General features: G+C 61.6%; 17 protein-coding genes and 1 pseudogene. 6 read left to right on the forward strand and 12 right to left on the reverse strand.

The window, feature by feature from the left end; all coding sequences use genetic code 11:
* Position 1: 1 nt before the first annotated feature.
* From NR187_RS07760 to NR187_RS07775, 4 genes are all read right to left on the reverse strand, one after another.
* A complete protein-coding gene (locus NR187_RS07760) occupies positions 2-1,066 on the reverse strand; it encodes a branched-chain amino acid ABC transporter permease (protein WP_211383270.1) in 1,065 nt (354 codons plus the stop codon).
* A complete protein-coding gene (locus tag NR187_RS07765) occupies positions 1,066-1,932 on the reverse strand; it encodes a branched-chain amino acid ABC transporter permease (RefSeq protein WP_211383269.1) in 867 nt (288 codons plus the stop codon). The genes NR187_RS07760 and NR187_RS07765 overlap by 1 nt, the downstream gene beginning before the upstream one ends.
* A gap of 63 nt (positions 1,933-1,995) precedes the next feature.
* On the reverse strand, positions 1,996-3,234 hold the full coding sequence (locus NR187_RS07770) for an ABC transporter substrate-binding protein (RefSeq protein ID WP_211383268.1): 1,239 nt from the start codon (positions 3,232-3,234) through the stop codon (positions 1,996-1,998).
* A 66-nt stretch (positions 3,235-3,300) separates the two neighbouring features.
* A complete protein-coding gene (locus NR187_RS07775; RefSeq protein ID WP_256806224.1) occupies positions 3,301-4,347 on the reverse strand; it encodes a substrate-binding domain-containing protein in 1,047 nt (348 codons plus the stop codon).
* A gap of 247 nt (positions 4,348-4,594) precedes the next feature.
* Here NR187_RS07775 and NR187_RS07780 point away from each other — a divergent pair, with 247 nt between their 5' ends.
* Positions 4,595-5,050: a MarR family winged helix-turn-helix transcriptional regulator gene (locus tag NR187_RS07780; RefSeq protein WP_211383266.1), complete on the forward strand. Its 456-nt coding sequence runs from the start codon at positions 4,595-4,597 to the stop codon at positions 5,048-5,050.
* Positions 5,051-5,100: 50 nt separating this feature from the next.
* Here NR187_RS07780 and NR187_RS07785 read toward each other — a convergent pair whose 3' ends face one another.
* From NR187_RS07785 to NR187_RS07805, 5 genes are read right to left on the reverse strand one after another with little or no spacing between them, the layout of a single operon-like run.
* The gene (locus tag NR187_RS07785; protein WP_211383265.1) at positions 5,101-6,327 is read right to left on the reverse strand and encodes an allantoate amidohydrolase; all 1,227 of its coding nucleotides are present in this window, start codon (positions 6,325-6,327) and stop codon (positions 5,101-5,103) included.
* Positions 6,324-7,496, reverse strand: a complete 1,173-nt coding sequence (locus tag NR187_RS07790; RefSeq protein ID WP_211383264.1) for an iron-containing alcohol dehydrogenase — start codon at positions 7,494-7,496, stop codon at positions 6,324-6,326. The genes NR187_RS07785 and NR187_RS07790 overlap by 4 nt, the downstream gene beginning before the upstream one ends.
* 9 nt (positions 7,497-7,505) lie before the next feature.
* Positions 7,506-8,891 (reverse strand): aldehyde dehydrogenase family protein, encoded by a 1,386-nt coding sequence (locus NR187_RS07795; protein WP_211383263.1) that lies wholly within the window; start codon positions 8,889-8,891, stop codon positions 7,506-7,508.
* Positions 8,892-8,926: 35 nt separating this feature from the next.
* The gene (locus NR187_RS07800; RefSeq protein ID WP_211383262.1) at positions 8,927-10,294 is read right to left on the reverse strand and encodes a glutamine synthetase family protein; all 1,368 of its coding nucleotides are present in this window, start codon (positions 10,292-10,294) and stop codon (positions 8,927-8,929) included.
* 18 nt (positions 10,295-10,312) lie between these two features.
* Complete coding sequence (locus tag NR187_RS07805; protein ID WP_249129048.1) at positions 10,313-11,596, reverse strand: aspartate aminotransferase family protein; 1,284 nt, start codon at positions 11,594-11,596, stop codon at positions 10,313-10,315.
* Between the two features lie 399 nt (positions 11,597-11,995).
* Here NR187_RS07805 and NR187_RS07810 point away from each other — a divergent pair, with 399 nt between their 5' ends.
* The 3 genes from NR187_RS07810 (at position 11,996) to hisN (ending at position 14,734) form a co-directional block, all read left to right on the forward strand.
* Positions 11,996-12,832, forward strand: a complete 837-nt coding sequence (locus NR187_RS07810; protein WP_211383261.1) for a DeoR/GlpR family DNA-binding transcription regulator — start codon at positions 11,996-11,998, stop codon at positions 12,830-12,832.
* 13 nt (positions 12,833-12,845) lie between these two features.
* Positions 12,846-13,877, forward strand: coding sequence for a helix-turn-helix domain-containing protein (locus tag NR187_RS07815; RefSeq protein ID WP_211383260.1), 1,032 nt, complete (start codon positions 12,846-12,848; stop codon positions 13,875-13,877).
* Positions 13,878-13,942: 65 nt separating this feature from the next.
* A complete protein-coding gene (hisN, locus tag NR187_RS07820) occupies positions 13,943-14,734 on the forward strand; it encodes a histidinol-phosphatase (protein WP_211383259.1) in 792 nt (263 codons plus the stop codon).
* Between the two features lie 18 nt (positions 14,735-14,752).
* Here hisN and NR187_RS07825 read toward each other — a convergent pair whose 3' ends face one another.
* Together NR187_RS07825 and NR187_RS07830 are read right to left on the reverse strand one after the other, a co-directional pair.
* Entirely contained in the window at positions 14,753-15,709 is a 957-nt protein-coding gene (locus NR187_RS07825) for a choline/ethanolamine kinase family protein (protein WP_211383258.1), read from the reverse strand.
* Entirely contained in the window at positions 15,706-16,740 is a 1,035-nt protein-coding gene (locus NR187_RS07830) for an aminoglycoside phosphotransferase family protein (RefSeq protein ID WP_249128961.1), read from the reverse strand. The genes NR187_RS07825 and NR187_RS07830 overlap by 4 nt, the downstream gene beginning before the upstream one ends.
* Positions 16,741-16,881: 141 nt before the next feature.
* Here NR187_RS07830 and NR187_RS07835 point away from each other — a divergent pair, with 141 nt between their 5' ends.
* Entirely contained in the window at positions 16,882-18,288 is a 1,407-nt protein-coding gene (locus tag NR187_RS07835; protein ID WP_211383257.1) for an amidase, read from the forward strand.
* Positions 18,289-18,469: 181 nt separating this feature from the next.
* Here NR187_RS07835 and NR187_RS34970 read toward each other — a convergent pair.
* Positions 18,470-18,598: pseudogene (locus tag NR187_RS34970) on the reverse strand (transposase); the annotation flags it as partial.
* A gap of 333 nt (positions 18,599-18,931) precedes the next feature.
* On the opposite strand from NR187_RS34970, the gene NR187_RS07840 reads away from it, so the two are divergent.
* Entirely contained in the window at positions 18,932-20,326 is a 1,395-nt protein-coding gene (locus tag NR187_RS07840) for an MFS transporter (RefSeq protein WP_249128960.1), read from the forward strand.
* Positions 20,327-20,330 lie beyond the last annotated feature (4 nt).

A 20,330-nucleotide genomic window follows, 5' to 3' on the forward strand; every position in this document is an offset into this window, starting at 1 on the left:
GTCATTCCGCTCCTGCCATGTGCGACGCCGCCGCCGATGGCGGCACACGCTCCTCTGCAAGCTGCGCCTTCGGTCCTGGCGCGGGCACAAGCCGCATCAGAAGATCGCGCGCCGTCGGCACCAGGCCCTTGGGCAGCAGCAGCACGAACACGATCAACACGGCGCCGAGCACGAGGTTCGAATTCATGGCTTGCTGCGAACCGATATAAGCGACGATGTATTCGATCAGAACACAGCCGACGACAGGCCCGAGCAAGGTGCCGAGCCCGCCTACCGTGATCCAGATGATGATCTCGGCCGACAGCGACAGGCTGAAGATGGTCGGTCCGACAAACGCGCCCCAGTTGACGTAGAGCGCGCCGGCGAGTCCGGCAATCGCACCGCTCAGAATGAAGGTGAGCAGCTTGACCTTGCGCGGGTCATAGCCGAGCAACGATGCACGAACCTCGTTCTCGCGCACGGCCACCACGATGCGGCCGGCCGGGAGAGACAGCAGAAGGCGCAGCAGCAGGAAGACCCCAAGCAATGCCCCGCCCGTCACCCACCAGGATTGTTCCGGCGACAGCACCTGGTCCGGATAGAACGGCACGTTGAAAGTCGGCACCGCCGGCATGCCGTTGAAGCCGCCGAGCAGCGCCTTGCCGATCCTGTACTCGTCGCCGGAGGTCGAGTTGACGCAATTGAACAGGATCAGCGTCACGGTCAGTGTGATCACGCCGAGATAGACGTCGGAGATGCGGCCGAAGAAGATGAAATAGCCGAGGATCGCGGCGAACACCGACGGAACGACGATGGCGAGCAGGATCGACGGCGTCGAGTCCTGGAAATTGACCGCGGCGATCGCGTAGGCATAGCCGCCGAGGCCGAAGAAAGCGGTCTGGCCGAACGATAGAATTCCGCCAAAGCCCCAGATAAAAGCAAGGCTGAGCGCCAGCACCGCCATCGCGGCAAACAGCGTCAGCTGCATCATCGCGAACAGCTCGATCGTGCTGGGAATCAGCGCGATCGCAACGATCGCGAGAACGACGGCAACCGCCTGAGCCGCGAGGCGAAAGCGGATCGGCATTACAAATTCCCCTTGAAGAAGCGGCCCGAGATGCCTTGCGGAAGGAGCCGGATCAAGACGATCGCCGCCGTGAACACGAGAACCTCGCCGTAGACCGGCGTCGTGAAATAAGCGCCGACCTGATTGACGGCGCCGAACAGGCTCGCTGCCGACATCGTGCCCGACAGGATGGCGGCGCCGCCGCCGACGACAGTCATGAAGGCTTTCGCGACGTAGGCACCGCCCATGCCGGGCGTGATGCCGGAAACCGGCGCCAGCAGGCCACCGGCGAGACCGGTGACCGCGGCGCCCACCGCGAACGTGCTCATATAGACTCGCGCCGGATTTACGCCGAGCGTGGCAGCCATCGCCGGATTCTGCATCGTGGCGCGGGCGATCAGGCCGAGGCGCGTGTAGCTCATAACGCCGTAGACCAGCGCCATCGTCACGATGGCCATGCCGGCCAGGAACAGCGTATAGTAGCTCGACTGATAGGAGCCGATCGAGAAGCCGCCGAGTGGCGTCGGAACGCCTTGTTGGGTATTGCCGTAGATCGTTGTGACGATGCCGATGATCAGGAGGCTCAACCCCCAGGTCGCCAGCATCGAATCCACCAGACGCCCGTAGAGAAAGCGGATGAGGCAGCGCTCGATGACCAGCCCGACGATACCGACGAAAAGCGGCGCGACGACCAGCATCGCGATCCAGATATTGACGCCGGCATTGGCCGATATGACAGTCGCGTAGGCGCCGAGCATGATGAACTCGCCATGGGCGAGATTGATGATCTTCATCATGCCGAAGATGATCGCAAGTCCGAGGCACAACAGAAACAGCGACGCTATTCCGTTCAGGACGTCCAGCGCGACGATTAGGTAGATCGCCATTCTTCAGATTCTCTCAGGCCGTCGATGCAGTGGGCCCCGCCCGTAGGCGGAGCCCGGTCTACGTCAGAGATTGATGATGTACTGCTTGGTATCGGCCGGATTCTTGACGAGATCGCACACACTGGCCGTATCGGCCGGCTTGACGTCGGAGTAGCTCTCCAGCACCGACCATTTGCGGTCCTTCACTTCCGCAAGGAACGCGTTGCGGGTCGTGTGATGCGTCGCCTTGTCGAGCGAGACCTTGCCGCTCGGCCCGTCGAACGCGATGGAGTCTTCCAGCGCTGCAACCACTTTCATGCGGTCAATGCTGGCAGCTTTCTTGACGCCCGCGGCCCAGAGCATGACGCCCTCGTAGGTGCAGGCGGCGAGCTCACTGATGTAGGGCGAGTCCGGATGCGCCTTCTTGATCTTCTCGACAAAGCTCTTCGAAGCCGGCGTGGTCAGCTCCTCGAAATAGCCGTATGCGCCGAGAATGGCGTCGCTCTCCGCGGCATCCAGCGTGCTCGGTTCGTTGACGAGGCCGAAGGTCGTCGACGCGATCGGAATCTTTCCCTTCATGCCGGCCGCGGTCCACTGACGGTAGAAGGCGGTATGATTGCCGCCAACGAGCGCCGAAAGAATAAGGTCGGGCTTCGCCGCCTGGATCTTCGAGATGGTCGTGCCAAAATTGGTGACGTCGAGCGGGAAGAAGTCGGTCGACAGCACCTCGCCGCCATTGTCCTTGACGTATTTCGTCATCCACTTCGCGGTGATCTGACCGTAATTGTAATCGGCGGCGATGATGTAGGCCTTCTTGCCTGCCTTCTTCATCGCGCTCGGCACCAGCTTCTCCACGGTCTGCGCGGGCGTGGTGCCGGTGCAGAAAGTATTGCGATCGCAGACGCCGCCTTCGTAAAGCACGTTGTAGAAGTACAGCACCTTGAAGCGATCGAAGGTTGGACGCACCGCCTCGCGCGAGGCCGAGGTGATGCCGCCGTGAACGACGTCGACCTTGTCCTTCACCGCGAGCTGCTGAGCGAACTGCGAATACATCTGGATGTTGGACTGGGTGTCATAGTGGATGACCTTCAGCGGACGGCCGAGAAGTCCGCCGCCGGCGTTGATCTCATCCACGGCAAGTTGCAGCGCGTAGACCATGGGCGTGCCGGAGGCCGCGATCGGACCGGACTGGTCGTGCAGGCTGCCGACGACAATCGGGTTTTCAGCGCCGAACGCACCGGAGCGGAAGACAGCCGGCGCTGCGATCAGCGTCGTCGTAGCTAGGGCCGAGTGCCGCAGGAAGCGGCGACGGGAGAAAGACATAGACGTCCCCATAGGTTTATTGATACGGAAAATATTAAGAATACAATATTTGAAAAAGCAAGCTATTTATCGACGCTCGATGATCGAGAAGTCGTAGCCGTCGACTTGGGCGAGATAGATGGGGTGCCGGCCTCCCACCACGGATTGGGCTTGATCGCCTCGCGCGGTACGCCGCTGGAATGTTCGGCCGTAAAGGCGCGTCAACTTGCGCGCATCGAGGCTCGCGGCTTCCTCAATAAGGGCTGCGAGCGAATAGATGCCCTCGTAGCAGGATTGACCAAAGGCATTCACGGGCGGCGGACTATCGCCGAACGCCGTATGGTAACGCTCCAGGAAGGCGCCATTGTTGCGCGAGCGGATCGACGCATAATAGCTTGAGGCGGCGTAGAGGTTTTCGGTCTCGTTCACATCAAGTCCGTACGCGACGGTCTCGTCGATCGCCGAGGAAAAACGCAGCACGCGCGAACTCAATCCCGCAGCGCAGAAGGCCCGATTGAATGCGATGCAGTCGCCCCCGAGGAAATAGGGAAGGACGACGTCCGAACGCGAGACTTTGATCCGGTCCAGCATCTCGTCGAAGTCATGCTGGCCGACAGGTAGATAGCTCTCGCCAGTCACGGTTCCGCCAAAGCGGGTGATCAATGCTCGTGCAATCTGAAGGGATGAGCGCGGCCATATGTAGTCATTGCCGCAGAGGAAATAGCGGCGCGCCCGCCTTGATTCCGAAAGCCATTGGATCGCCGGAACCAGAAGCTCTTCGGCGGTTTCGCCAGTCGCGATGACGTCGGGGGTCGAGCGGCCCTCGAACTGCGGGGTGTATATGAATGGAACGCGGCCGCGGGCGGCGCGCGCCACGAAGTCGCGCGCAAAACTGGGTAACATCCCGACGATGCCGTCGACGCCGTCAATTTCGATCGCGTCACGCGCCGCCCGGCCGGCGGTCGCGCCTGTTTCTCCGGCGTTCACGATGCACAGTTCAACCGGACGGCGCAGGATGCCGTAAATCCGATTGATTTCCTCGACAGCCAAGCGGCCGCAGGCCTCAGCTGAGGGGGCCCATAGTCCCGCCGCGCCACTCTGCGGGATGAGCAGGCATATTCGAATACTACGCAACGGTGGTGTCTCCGCACTTCCAGACGGACCACTCACGAATCGTGCCAACGGCGATCCCGGTCCCGGCAAGGTCCGTTTGCGGCAAAACCGCTCAGTCCGGCCGGCAGGTTGCCGTTTTTTCTGGCGCCGGTCGCCCGATCAGCCCCTTCATTGGGCAATTTGGAACGAATTCGTTTTCTCCTTGCTCCATTTTATATTCCAAGGCAAAGGTTGAAATATCAAGTAATCTCGCCGGGGGGCCAACAAGGTGCATCTGCCCGACCTCATCCGAGGCGTGAACCGCCGACTCGAGCAGACGCTCGACGCGCAGCTCAAGCCCAGGGGCATGTCTCTTCACCAGTATCGTGTGCTCGAGGCCCTGACTGAACGGAACGGATTGCCGATGGGCGAACTGGCCATTCGCCTCTTTGTCGACGGCCCAACACTCACAAAGATTATCGACAGGATGGTTGAATCGGCCGAGGTCTATCGTGGCCCTGATCCGAATGACCGACGCAGGGTTCTGATCTTCGTCTCGCGCAGAGGAGCAGCACATTTCGATGACATTGCTCCCCTGATCTCGTCCATCGAGCGGGACATCCTGGACAGGCTGGGCGCATCAGATGCTGCAGCTTTGACAACCCTGCTCTCGGAATTGCTCGGTGACCCCACCTCTTCGCATCCACTTTCGTCTCACCGTCGGGAAACCCTGAATTGCAAATGACAGCGGCGGCTTTGGAATGAGCGGTACGACACCGCAAGGCCGCAACTACATCAATCTTGCGCCGTGACCATGCGCCACAACGTCTCCGCCAGCACGGCATAGCCCTTGTCGAGCGCATCTGGTGCCGTGAATTCACGCGGATTGTGGCTGAGACCTCCCTGGCTCGGCACAAATATAAGCGAAGCCGGAATACGCTTTTGGATCGCCAGTGCGTCGTGGCCGGTGATGGTTTTGAAGGTCGTGACTTTGAGGCCGAGATCCCTCGCCGCGGAACGGACCAATTCGGCTCCGTGCGGATCCAGCGAAGGCGCGGATCTCTTCTCGTCGGCGGCGATCGAGATGCCGACTCCGATCTCGCGAGCCTCGCGGTCGATCCGCTTCAGAAAGCGGTCGGTGATGGCGACAACCATGGCTTCGTCTTCATGTCGGATCTCGAACCAGACTCTGACACGGCCTGCCACCACATTCGGTGAATTCGGGTAAACACTGATGCGCGCCGCGGACGCGTGCGCGCCGGCGTTTTCGCGCGCGACTTCGACGTAGAGGGCTTCGATCGCGCGAGCCGCCGCGCGCAACGCGTCGCGGCGCAGAGGCATCGGCATCGGTCCCGTATGCGAGTAATCTCCCTCGAAGACGACCGATATCTTGCGAGTCATCCAGGCACCGGAAACTGCGGCAATGTCCCCTGCGACCTGCTCGAGCCGATCGCCCTGCTCGACGTGCAGTTCCACATAACGTGCTGGGCGGTATTCCAGCGGCGTCACACCGCAATAGCCGATCGCGGCCAGCGCCGCGCCGAGCGTAACGCCGTCGCCGTCCGCGCAGGCATAGGCATCCTGCAAGCTCAAGCTACCGGCGAAAACGGAGCTGCCGCTCAGGCTGGGCTGAAAACGGGCTCCTTCCTCGTTGGTCCAGTTCGCGACCGCCAGGTTGCGTCGTGCAGTACCGGGGTTGGCAAGACAGCGCTCGCGAACCGCTTCAACCGCAAGGAGTCCCGCCAACACCCCATAGGCCCCATCGTATCGGCCGCCCGTCGGCTGAGAATCGAGGTGCGAGCCGGTGATCACAACGTCGTCCGACGCAGGTGCAAGAATTGCGACGCCGAACATGTTACCGATCGCATCGATCCTCGGGACGAGGGCGCGGTTACCTATCTCGCGCAAAAAGAGGTCTCGCGCCTCCTTGTCGAGCACCGTTGCCGCAAGCCTGCAAACGCCGCCGTCGTCAGTGGCGCCAATCGCCGCGAAACTTGCGATGAGATCGTGCAAGACGGTCATGTTCCGAGATCGCCGCGAATGGCTGCAAGTGTCAGTCGCTCGAAGTCCGCTTCGGTCAACTGCCGGGGATTGGCGCCCGCGGTCGGATCCTTCACCGCATCGGAGGCAATTGTCCGGGCGTCGCTCTCCTTCACACCGAGCTCGGCCAAGGTATGCGGCACGCCAAGCTTCTTTCGCAAGCCCAGGATCCAGGACAGCACCGCGTCGAAATCATGGCTTGGCAGATTTAGCGCGCGAGCAATTTGCGGAATCTTGTCGGCGATCGCATCCTTGTTGCAAACGACGACGTAGGGAAAGACCACGCCATTCGTCAGCCCATGATGAGTGTCGTAGCGCGCACCGACCGGATGGGACACGGAATGGATCGCGCCCAGTCCCTTCTGGAACGCGGTAGCTCCCATCGACGCCGCCGCGAACATGTAGGATCGGGCTTCGAGATCCCGACCATTCTCGACCGCGCGCGGCAGGTAGACGTCGACGATCTTCATCCCCTCAAGGGCAATGCCGTCGGCGAGCGGATGAAATGCCCTGACACAATAGGCCTCGAAGCAGTGGGACAGCGCATCCATGCCGGTCGCCATCGTGAGAAATGGCGGGAGGCCAACCGCAAGCTCGGGATCCTCGATCGCCATCTTCGGCATCATCATGGGATGGAAGATGATCTTCTTCTCATGGGTGTCTTCGCGCGTGATCACGCCGGCGCGGCCAACTTCGGACCCCGTGCCGGCGGTCGTCGGCACCGCGATGATCGGCGCAATGCCGTCCGTGTTGGCGCGGGTCCACCAATCGCCGACATCCTCGAAATCCCACACCGGCCGAGTTTGCGCAACCATGAGCGCCACACATTTTCCGACGTCCAGCGCCGAGCCTCCTCCGACCGCAATCACGCTGTCGTGGCCGCCGGCCTTGAACGCGCTCACCCCTGCGGTGAGGTTCGCTTCGGTCGGATTTGTCTTCACGTCGGAAAATACGCCGAGTGGTATGCCCGCCTCGCGAACGCGATTGATGATGCCGGCGATGAGATCGGTCTTGGCGAGACCGTGGTCAGTGACCAGCAAAGGCCGGACAAGACCGTAGGTTCGGCAGGCCTCGGGAAGTTCGGCGATGCGGCCCGGACCGGTGATGACGCGCGTCGGAAAGTTCCAGGCTCCGGTGATTTTAACGTCCATGTGCAGCTTTCAATGCTCGATGCGAAGGTGGAATGATTTCGGCCGGGTCAGCGCCTCGAAGCCGAAGCGCGACATGCCGGCGCCGCGTCCGGTGTCCTTGACGCCGGTCCAAGCGAGCGAGGGATCGACATAGTCGCAGCGGTTCATGAACACGGTGCCCGTGGCGATGGCATCGCCGATGAGTTCGGTTGCGACGGCATCTTCGGTCCAAATCGACGCTGTCAGCCCGTAGGGGCTGTCGTTCATGAGCGAGACGGCCTCCTGGTCGGACGAAACCCTCATGATGCCGACCACAGGCCCGAAGCTCTCTTCCATCATCACCCGCATGGAATGATCGACATCGATGAGAACTTGGGGCATCAGATACGCCGTCCCTGTCCTGTCGGCGGAGAATTGCTTCGGATCGATCAGCGGGCGGGCATTCCTGGAGATGGCCTCGTCGATGTGCGCGCGAACTGTGTCGGCGAAACGTATTGCCGCCATGGGACCGAGTGTCGTCTCCTGCGACAGCGGATTGCCGAGCTGATAGCGGGAGGTCAGATCCGCAAAGGCGTCGACGAAGCGACCGTAGATCTGTTCGTGCACATAAACGCGCTCGATGCCGCAACAGCATTGGCCGGAATTGTAAAAGGCGCCGTCCACGAGTTGCTCGACCGAAAAATCAAAGTCGGCGTCGGGGCGCACATAGGCGGGGTCCTTCCCGCCCAATTCCAGCCCGAGACTGACAAAGGTCCCCGCCGCCGCCCGTTCGACCGCCCGCCCGCCGCCAACCGATCCCGTGAAGTTCACATGATTGACCGAACGGGATGAAATCAGCCTTTCGGTCGCAGCATGGTCGAGAGTCAATGTCCTGAACAGTCCGGTCGGCAAGCCGATCCGATCCATGGCCGACTGGAAGCGTTCGCCGACGAGCAAGGTCTGCGCGGCATGCTTCAAGATCACAGCGTTGCCGGCCAGCAGCGCCGGGACGATCGCGTTGACAGCCGTCAGGTAAGGATAGTTCCAGGGTGCGATCACCAGCACAATGCCCGCGGGCACCCGCTTGACCATGCGACGAAAGCCGGAGCGCTCGGTCGGCACGACCGGCGCTAGCGCGTCGTCGCTGAGTTCTACCAGCCCGCGAACGCGCTCCTCAAGGCTGCGCAGCTCGCCGCCGTAGCGTACAGGGCGCCCCATCTGCATGGCGAGTTCCGGGACGACCTCGCCGTTCTGCAGTCGCATCACGTCAAGGAAGGCAAGCATCTTGGCCTTACGCTCCGCGAGCGGGACCGTCGACCATTCCTGCTGGGCCTGTCGCGCCTGTTCGAGGACCGTCACAATCTCCGCGTCAGTTGCGATGGGGCGCCGGGCAACCTCGCTGCCGTCAACCGGTGAAATGCACACAATGTCGTTCACGGGATGTCACTCATTTGAGAGAAGGAACAACGGGATCAGATGATCTCGAAATAGCGAGCAAGTTCCCAATCGGTGATGGCCTTGCGGAACTCGCGCTCCTCCCACTGCCGCGTCATGGCGTAGTGATCGACGAAGGCGTCGCCAAACAGGTTGCGGGCCGCCTGCGAAGCAATCAACCGCTCGGCAGCTTCCGATAGCGTGCGCGGAAACGCACGCTCGGGTGCGTGCGTTCGCTCATAGGCATTTCCGGTGATCGGTTCGCTCGGTTCGATCTTGTTCTCGATTCCCCACAGCCCCGATCCCAGTGCTGCCGCGATCGCAAGGTACGGATTGATATCGGCGGCAGCGACCCGGTATTCCACACGCTGGCTCGCTGGCTTGCCGGGGATGACCCGCAGCGCACAGGTGCGATTCTCGATTCCCCAAGTCGCATCGGTCGGCGCCCAGAAGCCCGGCACCAGACGCGAATAGCTGTTCACGGTTGACGCGACCATCGCGAGCAGCTCCGGCAGCAATGCCTGCTGGCCGCCGACAAACCAGCGCATGGTGTCGGACATGTCGCCAGGACGCCCGGCCTCGTAAAATACCGGCTTGCCGTCCTCGTCTCGCAGCGAAAGATGCAGATGCCCGGATTGGCCGGGATACGCGTTCGACCATTTGGCCATGAAGGTGAGCATCTTGCCCTGACGCTCGGCCCAGACCTTTGAAAACGTCTTGAACAGCACCGCGCGATCGGCAGCTGCGAGCGCATCGGTGTACTGGATCGCCGCCTCCAGGACGCCGGGGCCCGTCTCGGTATGCAGGCCCTCGATCGGCATATCCATCTCGCTGCACAGCTTGAGGAGCGAGCGATGGAAGTCCGATTCCACGGAGGCGCGCAGCATGGAATAGCCGAACCAGCCCGGCGTGAGATTCTTCAGCTCGCGATAACCCTTTTCCCGCACGCTGTGAGGGGTTTCGTCGAACACGAAGAATTCGAACTCGGCAGCGACTGATGGGGCAAAGCCCATATTTTCAGCGCGATCGATCACCCTGCGAAGTAACCGCCGCGGGCACAGCTTTTCCGCCTCGCCCTCGAACTCGCCGAGGAAGAACAGCATGTTCCCTTCCATCGGGATATCGCGACAGGTCGCAGGATCGATGCGAGCAATGGCGTCCGGAAAGGCCGTGTGCCACCCGGTAAACTTGCCGGCATCGTACATCTGGTCGTTGGAGTCCCAACCGAAGACGATGTCGCAGAAGCTGAGGCCGCTCTCCAGTGCGCCAAAGAACTTGTCACGCGCGAGATATTTTCCACGAATGACACCATCGAGATCGACGACCCCGAGCTTGATGTGGGACAGACCCCGTTCTTCGACCAGAGCTTTGGCATCGGCGGCGGTTTTTACGTTTCTTGCATCCATGAACTTTGAACGAGCCCCTCAGGCCAGCGAGATCGCGCGCAACTCTTCGTCGCAGGCGGTGATGAACATATCCGCGTGATCCGTGCCGAAACACAGCGGTGGACGAATCTTGAGCGTGCTGCCGAATGGCCCGGCAGCACCGATCAGGAAGCCGCGCTGGCGCAGGCGGTTGATCAGCATGATTGCGTGCTCCGGTGCCGGCTCCTTGCTGTCGCGATCAAGCACAAGCTCGAGGCCGATGAACAGACCGGCGCCACGAACGTCCCCGATCTGGATGTGGCGATTGCCGATCTCGCGCAATCCGTCCATCAGATGACGTCCGACCTCGCGCGCATTCTGCAACAGGCCCTCATCCTTGATCACGTCAAGCACCGCAAGCCCAGCTGCGGCCGCGACTGGATTGCCGCCGAACGTGTTGAAGTACTTCACTTCCGCCGCAAAACTGTCGAGCAGCGGCGCACGCAGAGCGACGCCTCCCATAGGAAACCCATTGCCCATGGGCTTGCCCATGGTCACGATGTCAGGGACAACACCATGGCGCGCGAAGCCCCACATGGCTGCACCGGTGCGTCCGAAACCGGGCTGCACCTCGTCGGCGATGAACAACCCCCGGCGTTCGCGGACGAGCCTTATGGTCGGTGCCAGAAAGCCGGCCGGTTCGGCAAAGACGCCGTCGCTCGAAAAGATCGTGTCCACCAGCAGCCCTGCAAACCCGACACCACTTCGCTCGAGATCGGCAATTGCCGCAGCAACACCGTCGGCGAAACGCCGACCGGGATCGCCGACAGGATTGCGGAACATCTCGGGTGCCGGCACCACCCGCACATGGGATGGCAATGGTTGACCGGGACGTGACGACGGCGATACGTCGGTCACGGCCGCAGTGTTGCCGTGATACGCCGCCTCCGTGACGATGAAGCCGGCCCGGCCGGTCGCGACCTTCGCGATCCGCAGCGCCAGATCGTTAGCCTCGCTACCGGTGCACGTCAGCACCAGATGATCGATCTCGGGCGGGAATGTCTCCAGAAGGCGCTCGGCATAGGCATCCACCACGTCGTTGAGGTAGCGCGTGTGGGTGTTGAGCACGCCGACCTGGCTACGGACGGCCTCGACGACGCGAGGGTGTGAATGCCCGATCGACGGGACGTTGTTATAGAGATCGAGATATCGGCGGCCCTCGACGTCGAACATGTAGACGCCTTCGGCCCGCTCCATTCGGATCGGCTCCTGGTAAAACAGGACCGAAGCCTTGCCGAAGGACCGCAGGCGTCGTTGCACCGACTCCCCGAGTTCGGCGTCCATCGCGGACGCACGGCTCTGGTCGAAGGCGTTCAACGCCAGAATTTCTCTTTCCCGCTGCACCACACGCCTCTCTGACCGCGCCTTGCACAAATCAAAGCGATCGCCGAGGCGATCGCGCCGCAGCCATTCCACGATCAGCTTGGAGAAATGTGCGAATTCCCACAACGACAAGCTGGCAGGAGGCAAAAGAGATCAGAGCCTGAGACACACAACGCCGCATTCCAGAAATTACTATACTAATATCAATGGTTTAGATAAATGAGGATCGTCACTTGCAGAGATACTGGGCACCAGGCTGCCCAAAATTTGAGGGACTTGCCACATAATTAGTGTATCTTTCCACGTCTCCGTGAGAAAGACTTCCTTGTCCCGACGGCTGACGCAGGTGAGGACACGTCAATGACGAGCAAGCCGCTACACACCAGCGACGCCTCCGTGGCCGACAAGCGGCCACGAAAGACCGATGGCGATCGCTTCTCGAAGCTGGCGCGGCACAAGCACATCATCGCACAACTCACCGCCGCTCCTACCCTGCGAGCCTCCGAGATTGCGGCAGCACTTGGTGTATCCGGTGAGACCATACGCCGAGACCTCGTCGAGCTTCAGGAACAGAAGCTCATCAACCGAACCTATGGGGGCGCTTCCCGCCCGTTTGCGCTCGAACCGGCTCTCACTGATCGCAAGGCGCTCATGATCGCCGAACGCGAGGCGATCGCCGCCGTGATCGCCGACCTCGTTCTACCAAACGAAGTTCTGATGCTGGCCGCCGGCGCCACGACGTTTCACATCGCGAGACGATTGGCTTCGCGCGCGCGCGACATCACTGTCATCACGCACGACTATGCGATTGCGGAGGCGCTCGCGGTCAACTCATCCATCAGGGTTCTGTGCTGCCCGGGCCGCTATCACCCGACCGAAGGCTACGTGTTCGGTACGCAGACAATCGCCAGCATCAACAGCTACGAGGCCAATCGCGCCATCGTGAGTGCGACAGGCATCAGCGCCCGGGGCGCGAACGATGCGGATGACGAAGCCGGCGCGATCTATGGCGCGATGGTGAAGCGCGCTGCGGAAGCGATCCTTGTCGCCGATCACAGCAAGTTCGACCAGCGCGCTCTGACCGTGTTTGCGCAATGGACCGATATCGACCGTCTGGTTACCGACCGGCAACCGGAAGGATCTCTCGCGACGGCACTCCGCGAAGCCGGTACGGAGTTGATTGTTGCCCAACCCTGAGAAAGACCCAACCATGGCAAGCCTCACATCTCTTGCGTCTCGCGAGGAGTTTACCGGCCTTGATGGTGATGGAGACAAGGGTCCTGCACTGCATCACCGAACCAGGATCGGACGCCTGGACCTCGAACTTGTCGAGCCGCATCGAGCGTTCAGCTGCAGTTGCAAACGTATCTCCAGCATCCACGACGCTTCCTACGTGCTTGTATTTCCTCTTGGGGGATGTGTGGCGTTCAGCCAGGACGGCCGCGTTGGTACTGCCCGAGCCGGCGAATATGTCCTGCTCAGCGAACTCGCCTTCTACGAATTGTCGTCCGACAAGACCGCGCGCTTTCTGGTGCTTCGGATCCCGGCCGCGGAGTTGCGTGGACGTCTCGTCTCGATCGAAGATCACGTCAGCCGACGTTTCAAGCCGAACGAGCAGATGACCCGCCTGCTGGCCGGAATGATCGGAAACGTGGCTGAGCTGTTCATTGAGTCCCCGCCGCCGAATCCAGAGGCGCTCGCGACCGAAGTCGTCAGCTTCGTGGTGCTCACGATCGGCTCGGAAGACCGGGGCGCCGCCACGGATGTCCGCAATTCGCGCTATCATCTGCGCCGCCGGATCGTTGATTTCATTGAAAGCCATCTCGGCGACCAGTCCCTGTCACCGAAGAAGATTGCGGCCAGCAGCAGGATCTCGCTGAGCTATCTCTACAGTCTCTTCACCGACAACGAGACGACGGTCAGCCAGTTCGTCCAGACGAAGCGGTTGCAGCGGGCCTACGAAATTCTGGTTGCCGACCCGAAAGGCCATCGTACCGTGTCCGAGGTTGCCTACGAAGTCGGTTTCAAGAACGTCTCGCATTTCTCGCGCTGCTTCAGCCGCCATTTCAAGGTGGCACCGCGCGACGTTCGTCAGGCCCGGGCAGCCGCAGCGCAACCAGGCACAGGCGTCCGCCCTACGCAGGTGAAGGGATCGCCCTCGCCCCGACTGGCCCCCTCGCGCAAAGCCTTTGGTTCGCCCTATTGGGACGTCCACAAGCAAGAGCTTCGCGAGACGGTTTAGAGCCGAATTCCCAAGGCCGGTCGTTGCGCCGTTCATGCACGACGTGCTTTCCCCTGGAGCAAGCATTGGACGACATTCAAGACAAGATTTCTGCGAACGAACTCGCTTCTTTCTTCCATGAGCTCGCCGACGTGGCCGGCCGGATCGCGTTGACGTACTTCCGTTCAAGCACCGATTTCGAACGCAAGCAGGATCTGACGCCGGTAACGATTGCTGATCGCACTATCGAGGTCGAATTGCGGCGCTTGATCAGCGCGCGTTTCCCCGATCACGGCATCCTCGGAGAGGAGATGGGATCAACCCTCGGCGATCGTTACACCTGGTATCTCGATCCGATCGACGGAACGAAGAGCTTCATTTCCGGAATGCCGTTGTTCGGCACGCTTGTCGCACTCACCGACGAGCGGAAAAATACGGTGGTCGCCGGCATGATCGACATGCCGGCCCTGGCTGAACGATGGTACGGGACGCCGCGCGGAGTCACGTTCAACGGAGAGCCCGCCAGGGTGAGCCGCACGGCAAAATTGGAAGACGCACAGATCTATACATCCTCGCCGGACTTCTTTACATCGCAGGATTGGGCTCGCTACGACGTGTTGAGCAGGAAGGCCATGTTCCGACGATTTGGAGGCGATTGCTATCAGTATGGGCTGCTGGCATCCGGCCACTGCGATCTCGTCGTAGAGACGTCGCTCAAGTCGTTCGACTTCATGGCATTGATTCCCGTGGTCGAGGGCGCCGGCGGAATTATTCGCGACTGGGACGGGCAGCCGCTCACACCGGACTCCGACGGACGCGTGATCGCCGCGGCGAACGAAAGCCTGCTCGAGCAGGCCCTGGCCATCCTGAAACAGTAGTCGCGAGAGGCAGCCGGCTCACACCAGCCGCAACCAGCTATCCCAGCGTGGGTCGTACATCACGTCGTGCGCACGCATGTACTTCCAGACACCATACTTCTGGTAGTCGAAATCCCAGCTATTGAGCTTGCGGTTGACGACCGCCCATGAGGCCCATTTCATATCCGCGAGCGCACGGTTGAGAATGACGCGTGCGGTCATCTGCGGACGAACCTCGCCCAGATATTGCTCGATGAGAGTTTCTGTCAGTTTTTCATCAAAGAACATCTCGGCAAACAGCACGCCGAGTTCGTAGCTGCGCTCATTGTTGGACGCAAATTCGTAGTCGATCAGCTTCATCGGCCTGGGGGCGCCGGTCTCGGCCGGAATGAGGAAATTTCCTGGCATGGGGTCGTTGAAACACGGCACGAGATCGAGGCCCGACGCCAGGAAGGCTGACTTGGCCTGATTGTAGCGGTGCATCAGCCAGGGCATGTCCTGCGGGAAATGCGCCCCCAGTTCCTTGCCCTGCGCGATATGTTCCTCGATCATGTCGAAGATCGTCTTGGTCTGGCCGAGCTTGGGGCCGCCATGCAGACGGCGATAGAGATCGAGAACGTCGGACTGGATGGCGGAATCGCCGAAATCCGCGTTGGTGCAGGCGCGATAGCCCTCCAGAAATTCACTGATCTCCAGCCCGTCCGCCGCGTCGAAGAAGATGACCTCCGGCCCGACACCCATGGCATGGGCATTGCGCGCGGCCTCGTTGGCGGTGACGCGGTTGATGAACATTTCCGAGCCCTCGCCCGGCACCTTGACGAAATAGCGGCGCCCGTCGCCGGAAATCTCGACCAGCCAGTTCTGGTTCGACAAGCCGCCGACCAACGGCGCATAGGCGCCCTCCTTGCCGCGCCATTGCGGGACGCGAGCGATCGCAGCTTCGACGTTGCGTTCGTGAAGCGTGGTCGCCTCACCAACTTTTCTGCGAACGGTCATGCGATCCTCCGAAGCATCTCGCCAAAGCGGGGCTCCCGGACCGCCATGCGGCAACGCACGAAGCGCCAACTGGCAAATTTGTAGAACTCCAGCGTATTGCGCGCCGATTTGGCGGCGAGCAGCGCGCCGATCAATCCCCAGCGCAGATCATCCGCCACGCCATAGATGCGCGCCCGGTTGAATGCACCCTCCTCGAACGTCCCCGTGCTGCGGGTGAAAGCGTCGCGCGCCTCAGGCTCCTGCGCAAAGGCCTCGACGAGGAAGCTGCCAATGTCCTCCAACGGGTCGGCCGTCGTCGCGCGATCCCAGTCGATCAGACGAACCTCGCCTGCGTCGCTGATCAGGATGTTCGAGACATTGCCGTCACCGTGGATCGGCACCGCTTTGATATCCAGCTGCCGAAAGGCGTCGGCTGCAAAGCGCAGCTCCTTGACCAGCCATTCGGCATCCTGCGGCAACTGGGCTTTCGCGGCCGCCGCCGCGGCATAGAAATGCTCGATCTCATCGAAGACACTTTTGCGGCGTGGCAACGGTGGTCCGGATTGAAACAGGCGCATCGCCGCAATGACGGCATCGACGATGTCGGGTTCGAGCATCCGCTCCAATGTGCCGACCCGCCAGCCCTGGTTGAGATCCTTCATCACCAGCAGGCCTGCCTGCGGGTCGGCCTTGAGCACCTTCGGGCCGATGCCGAGATCAGATGCACGCTGCGCCGCCTCGAAGGCACACGCCACGTCGATATAGAGCTCCGCATCGCGATCCATATTCTTGATGAAGATGCTCTCGCCACCGCCCTTCCTGGTGGCGCGCCAGGGAAAGCCGTCGACGCCGCGCCAGCTTGGCGACGCCAGGATCGGGATAGCAGGTTCGATCACGATGTCGCCGGACCCCCATCCGGGGAGCTCGGCAACGCAATTGCGGATGGTGGCCAGTTCCGTTCCAGATTGACGCGTTCCAGATTGACTCATGGCGACTTCTGATCTCTTGCGGTTGCCGTTCAGCCGACCTTCATGTCCGCCAAATTTGATCAAGACAGATTTTGATCAGGACAGATGCAAAAGGGATGCCTCGCGCTCCACCAAATCATGCCGTTGGAGCAGCGGCTCTACCCCAACGCTGGCTATTTTCGCTATCCGGACAGTGATCCGGGACGCCACCCATCGAGGCCCACCATGTCAGCTGCAGAATCGATCGGGATGAGCCTTGCCGAGTTGACGGAGGCCTACGCCTCGCGCGCGCTATCGCCGGTGGACGTGCTGCGAGCCACGCTCAGCCATTCCGAGAGCGTCAATGGCGCCATCAACGCCCTGTTCTGCTTCCGTCCGGAGCAGGCCATGGCTGGCGCGCAACGCTCGGAAGCGCGATGGAAGGCCGGAGCTGCGCTGGGTCCGCTCGACGGCGTGCCGATGACCGTCAAGGACAGCGTCGCCATGGTCGGCTGGCCTTACCTTCACGGCATCGGGGCCAACCGCGGCCTGCCGCCGTCAAATTACGACTCACCGCCGGCAATCGCGCTGCGGGAAGCCGGTGCGGTGATCTTTGCAAAAACCACGATGCCGGATTGCGGCCTGATGGCGTCAGGCATCAGCTCGCTGCACGGCATTACCCGCAACCCGTGGGGGCTCGCCTGGAACACCGGCGGCTCCTCGGCCGGCGCCGGCGCTTCCGTTGCGGCCGGCGCCGGATATGTCTCGGTCGGCACGGACATCGCGGGCTCCGTCCGCCTTCCGGCCGCACATTGCGGCCTCGCCGGACTGAAGCCCACCCACGGACGCGTGCCGCATCTGCCTGCCGATACCATGCGCATGGCCGGCCCCATGGGCCGCAGCGTCGATGACATCGCCCGCCTGCTGACCGTGCTGACGCGGCAGGACGAGCGCGACACCTGGAGCCTGCCCGCCGACGGCGTGCGCTATCACGAGCGCCTCCAGCGGGATATGAAGGGATTGAAGATCGGCGTCCTCACCGACATGGGCTTTGGCATGAAGCCCGAGGCGGTCGTGCGCGAGACCGTCGAGGCCGCCGGAAAGCTGCTCGCCGGAGCCGGCGCCATTGTCGAACCGTTCGTCTCGCCGCTCGACCACGACGCCTACGAAGCGATCGACCTGTTCCTGCAGGTCCGCGGCTATCTCGAATACACGTCCCTGCCGCAACACAGCGACGCTCCAAGCGACATCAATCCCTATGTTCGCGCGTGGAGCCTGGGGGGAGCCAGGCACTCAGGCGCCGACCTCTATCGGGCCCTGGGCCGGATCGCCAAGATGAAAGCGGCGCTGCTGGGAGCATTCGAAGGCTGGGACTATGTCATCTCACCGGTGTTGCCGGTGGTGAACTTTCCGGCGGAAGAACCGGGTGTCTCCCGTGAGATGCCACTCGAGCACACGCTGTTCACCGCCATGTTCAACCAGACCTGCCAGCCCGCCTCAACGGTCAACATGGCTTTCGATTCCCGGCGTCTGCCGATCGGCGTCCAGGTCATCGGCCATCGCTTCGACGATCTCGGCGTGCTGCAGGTGACCAAGGCGCTGGAAGATCTGCGGGCCGTCAAGATGGACTGGCCGTTCAAGCCAAGGCCCTGAGGCTTCCACGGCCGGACAACAAAAACATCGAAAACAACCCCATGCACAGTAGAAATCTCAACGCGCCCTACGGATTTTACGAAATCGATTTGACGCGTCGGGCAAAACACTAGTAGAGTACCATCATCACAGTTTTAAATTTCGTTTGGTGGGAATGTTCACCCATGCTCCTTGCTGGCGAGCAAGTAGTGCGGTGACCATAGGCTGCCGGGAGGTCACGCCATGGCGCATCGACCGGAGCGCCCGAACGATGCCATTCACACGCGGCGATCATTGACCCGCCGACGCCACGAGGCTTGTTCGGCAGCATCGGCCGTATGGCCGTCGCGCACGATTTGAGGCTGCTGTTTCAGAGATTGAATCACGGCTTCTGCAGCATCTACAAACTTTTGGTGGTGCGCGGCGGCGTCTCTAGCGCTCTGAATTCATATCCGCTTTCCGTGCAATAACGGACATGGCCAGACTTGCCTCCGGTTCGCCCCGGTCGCGAATGACCCACAACGGACATCGTTATCGATTCTTGTCTGTTGAATAACGCTCCGAATTCACGGCAAAATGTGACCGTGGGGCAGTTGCCCGGGCGCATGTTAAAAGCATTGCAGTGAGTGGAGGCATGACAGAGGCTTACCAGTGTGCGCCCAGTATGACCGACGTTGCCGCATTCGTCGACGAGCAGCCGATTGGCAGCTTTCAAATTCGGCTGTTGCTCGCCTGCGCCGCCGTGCTTCTACTCGACGGCTTCGACACACAGGGGATCGGCTATGTCGCACCGGAGCTTGCCCACGACTGGAACCTCGCGCGCGGCGGACTAGGCCCAGTCTTCAGCGCTGGCCTCGTGGGGAATATGGTCGGCGCACTTCTCTTTGGTCCACTCGCCGACCGCATCGGGCGCAAGCGCATCATCGTCCTCAGCACCGCCGTCTTCGGCCTAGGCACGCTTGCCACAGTCTTCGCTCAGGACATCGCCGGCCTTCTCCTCATCCGCTTTCTCACCGGTCTTGGCCTTGGCGCCGCCCTACCAAACGCGATCGCGCTCGTTTCGGAATTCAGCCCAGATCGCCGGCGCGCGACTATGGTCATGGCAATGTTCGTCGGATTTTCTGTTGGTTCTGCGCTCAGCGGGCTAATCGCAGCGGCGCTGATCCCGATCTTCGGCTGGCGATCCGTCTTTTTGATCGGCGGTATTGCGCCGCTTCTCATGGTTCCGTTCCTTGCCGCCCGCCTGCCCGAGTCCGTCCGTTTCCTCGCGCTCTCCGGCCGAGCAGACGTGCGCGTTGCCGAGCTCCTAACGCAGGTCGCGCCATCCGTGCGCTTCCCGTCCGCGATGCGCTTTAGAGTCCGTGAGGCGACGCTCGTGGGCCTGCCCATCGCCTATCTCTTCAACGGGGGGCGCGCCTTGGCGACGCTCGTGTTGTGGGCAGTTTTCTTTATGAGCCTGCTTGACCTCTATCTATTGTTGAACTGGCTTCCCACTGTGCTGAACGATCTCGGGGCCTCAGTCTCGGTGGCCGCGGTCGTCGGCGCCATGCTGCAAGTGGGCGGCATAGTTGGTACTTTGACGCTCGGGCGATTCATCGACCGCTTCTCGTTCCGCGCGCTCTCGCTTGCGTTTCTTATCGCGGCCATCGCGATAGCGATAGTGGGCTTTTGCGGTCAATCGATAGCGTTCGCAATCTTCGCGATCTCATGTGCAGGGTTCTTTTTAGTCGGCGGCCATATCGCTGCGATTGCGCTGGCTGCGACCTATTATCCGACCATGGCGCGCTCAACCGGAGTCGGCTGGGCAATCGGCTTTGGCCGGATCGGATCGATCGTGGGGCCGTTAATCGGTGGTATCATGCTCGCCCGCGGCGTGGACGCGCAATCGCTGTTCATCGCGGCGGCGGTGCCGGCGTTGGTGGCGAGCGTCGCCGCGCTCGTGCTCGCTCGTATGGCGCGGAGCACATCCGCAACGGTTTCAAGCACGCAGCCGGTGGCTGCAGCGCCGCCAGCAGACGCCGGGGCAATCTTCAACAAAAGAAGCGGCCTACGCTTTTGACCAC

Source organism: Bradyrhizobium sp. Bra64 (genome assembly GCF_024519875.1).
Classification (GTDB): Bacteria; Pseudomonadota; Alphaproteobacteria; order Rhizobiales; family Xanthobacteraceae; genus Bradyrhizobium; species Bradyrhizobium japonicum_G.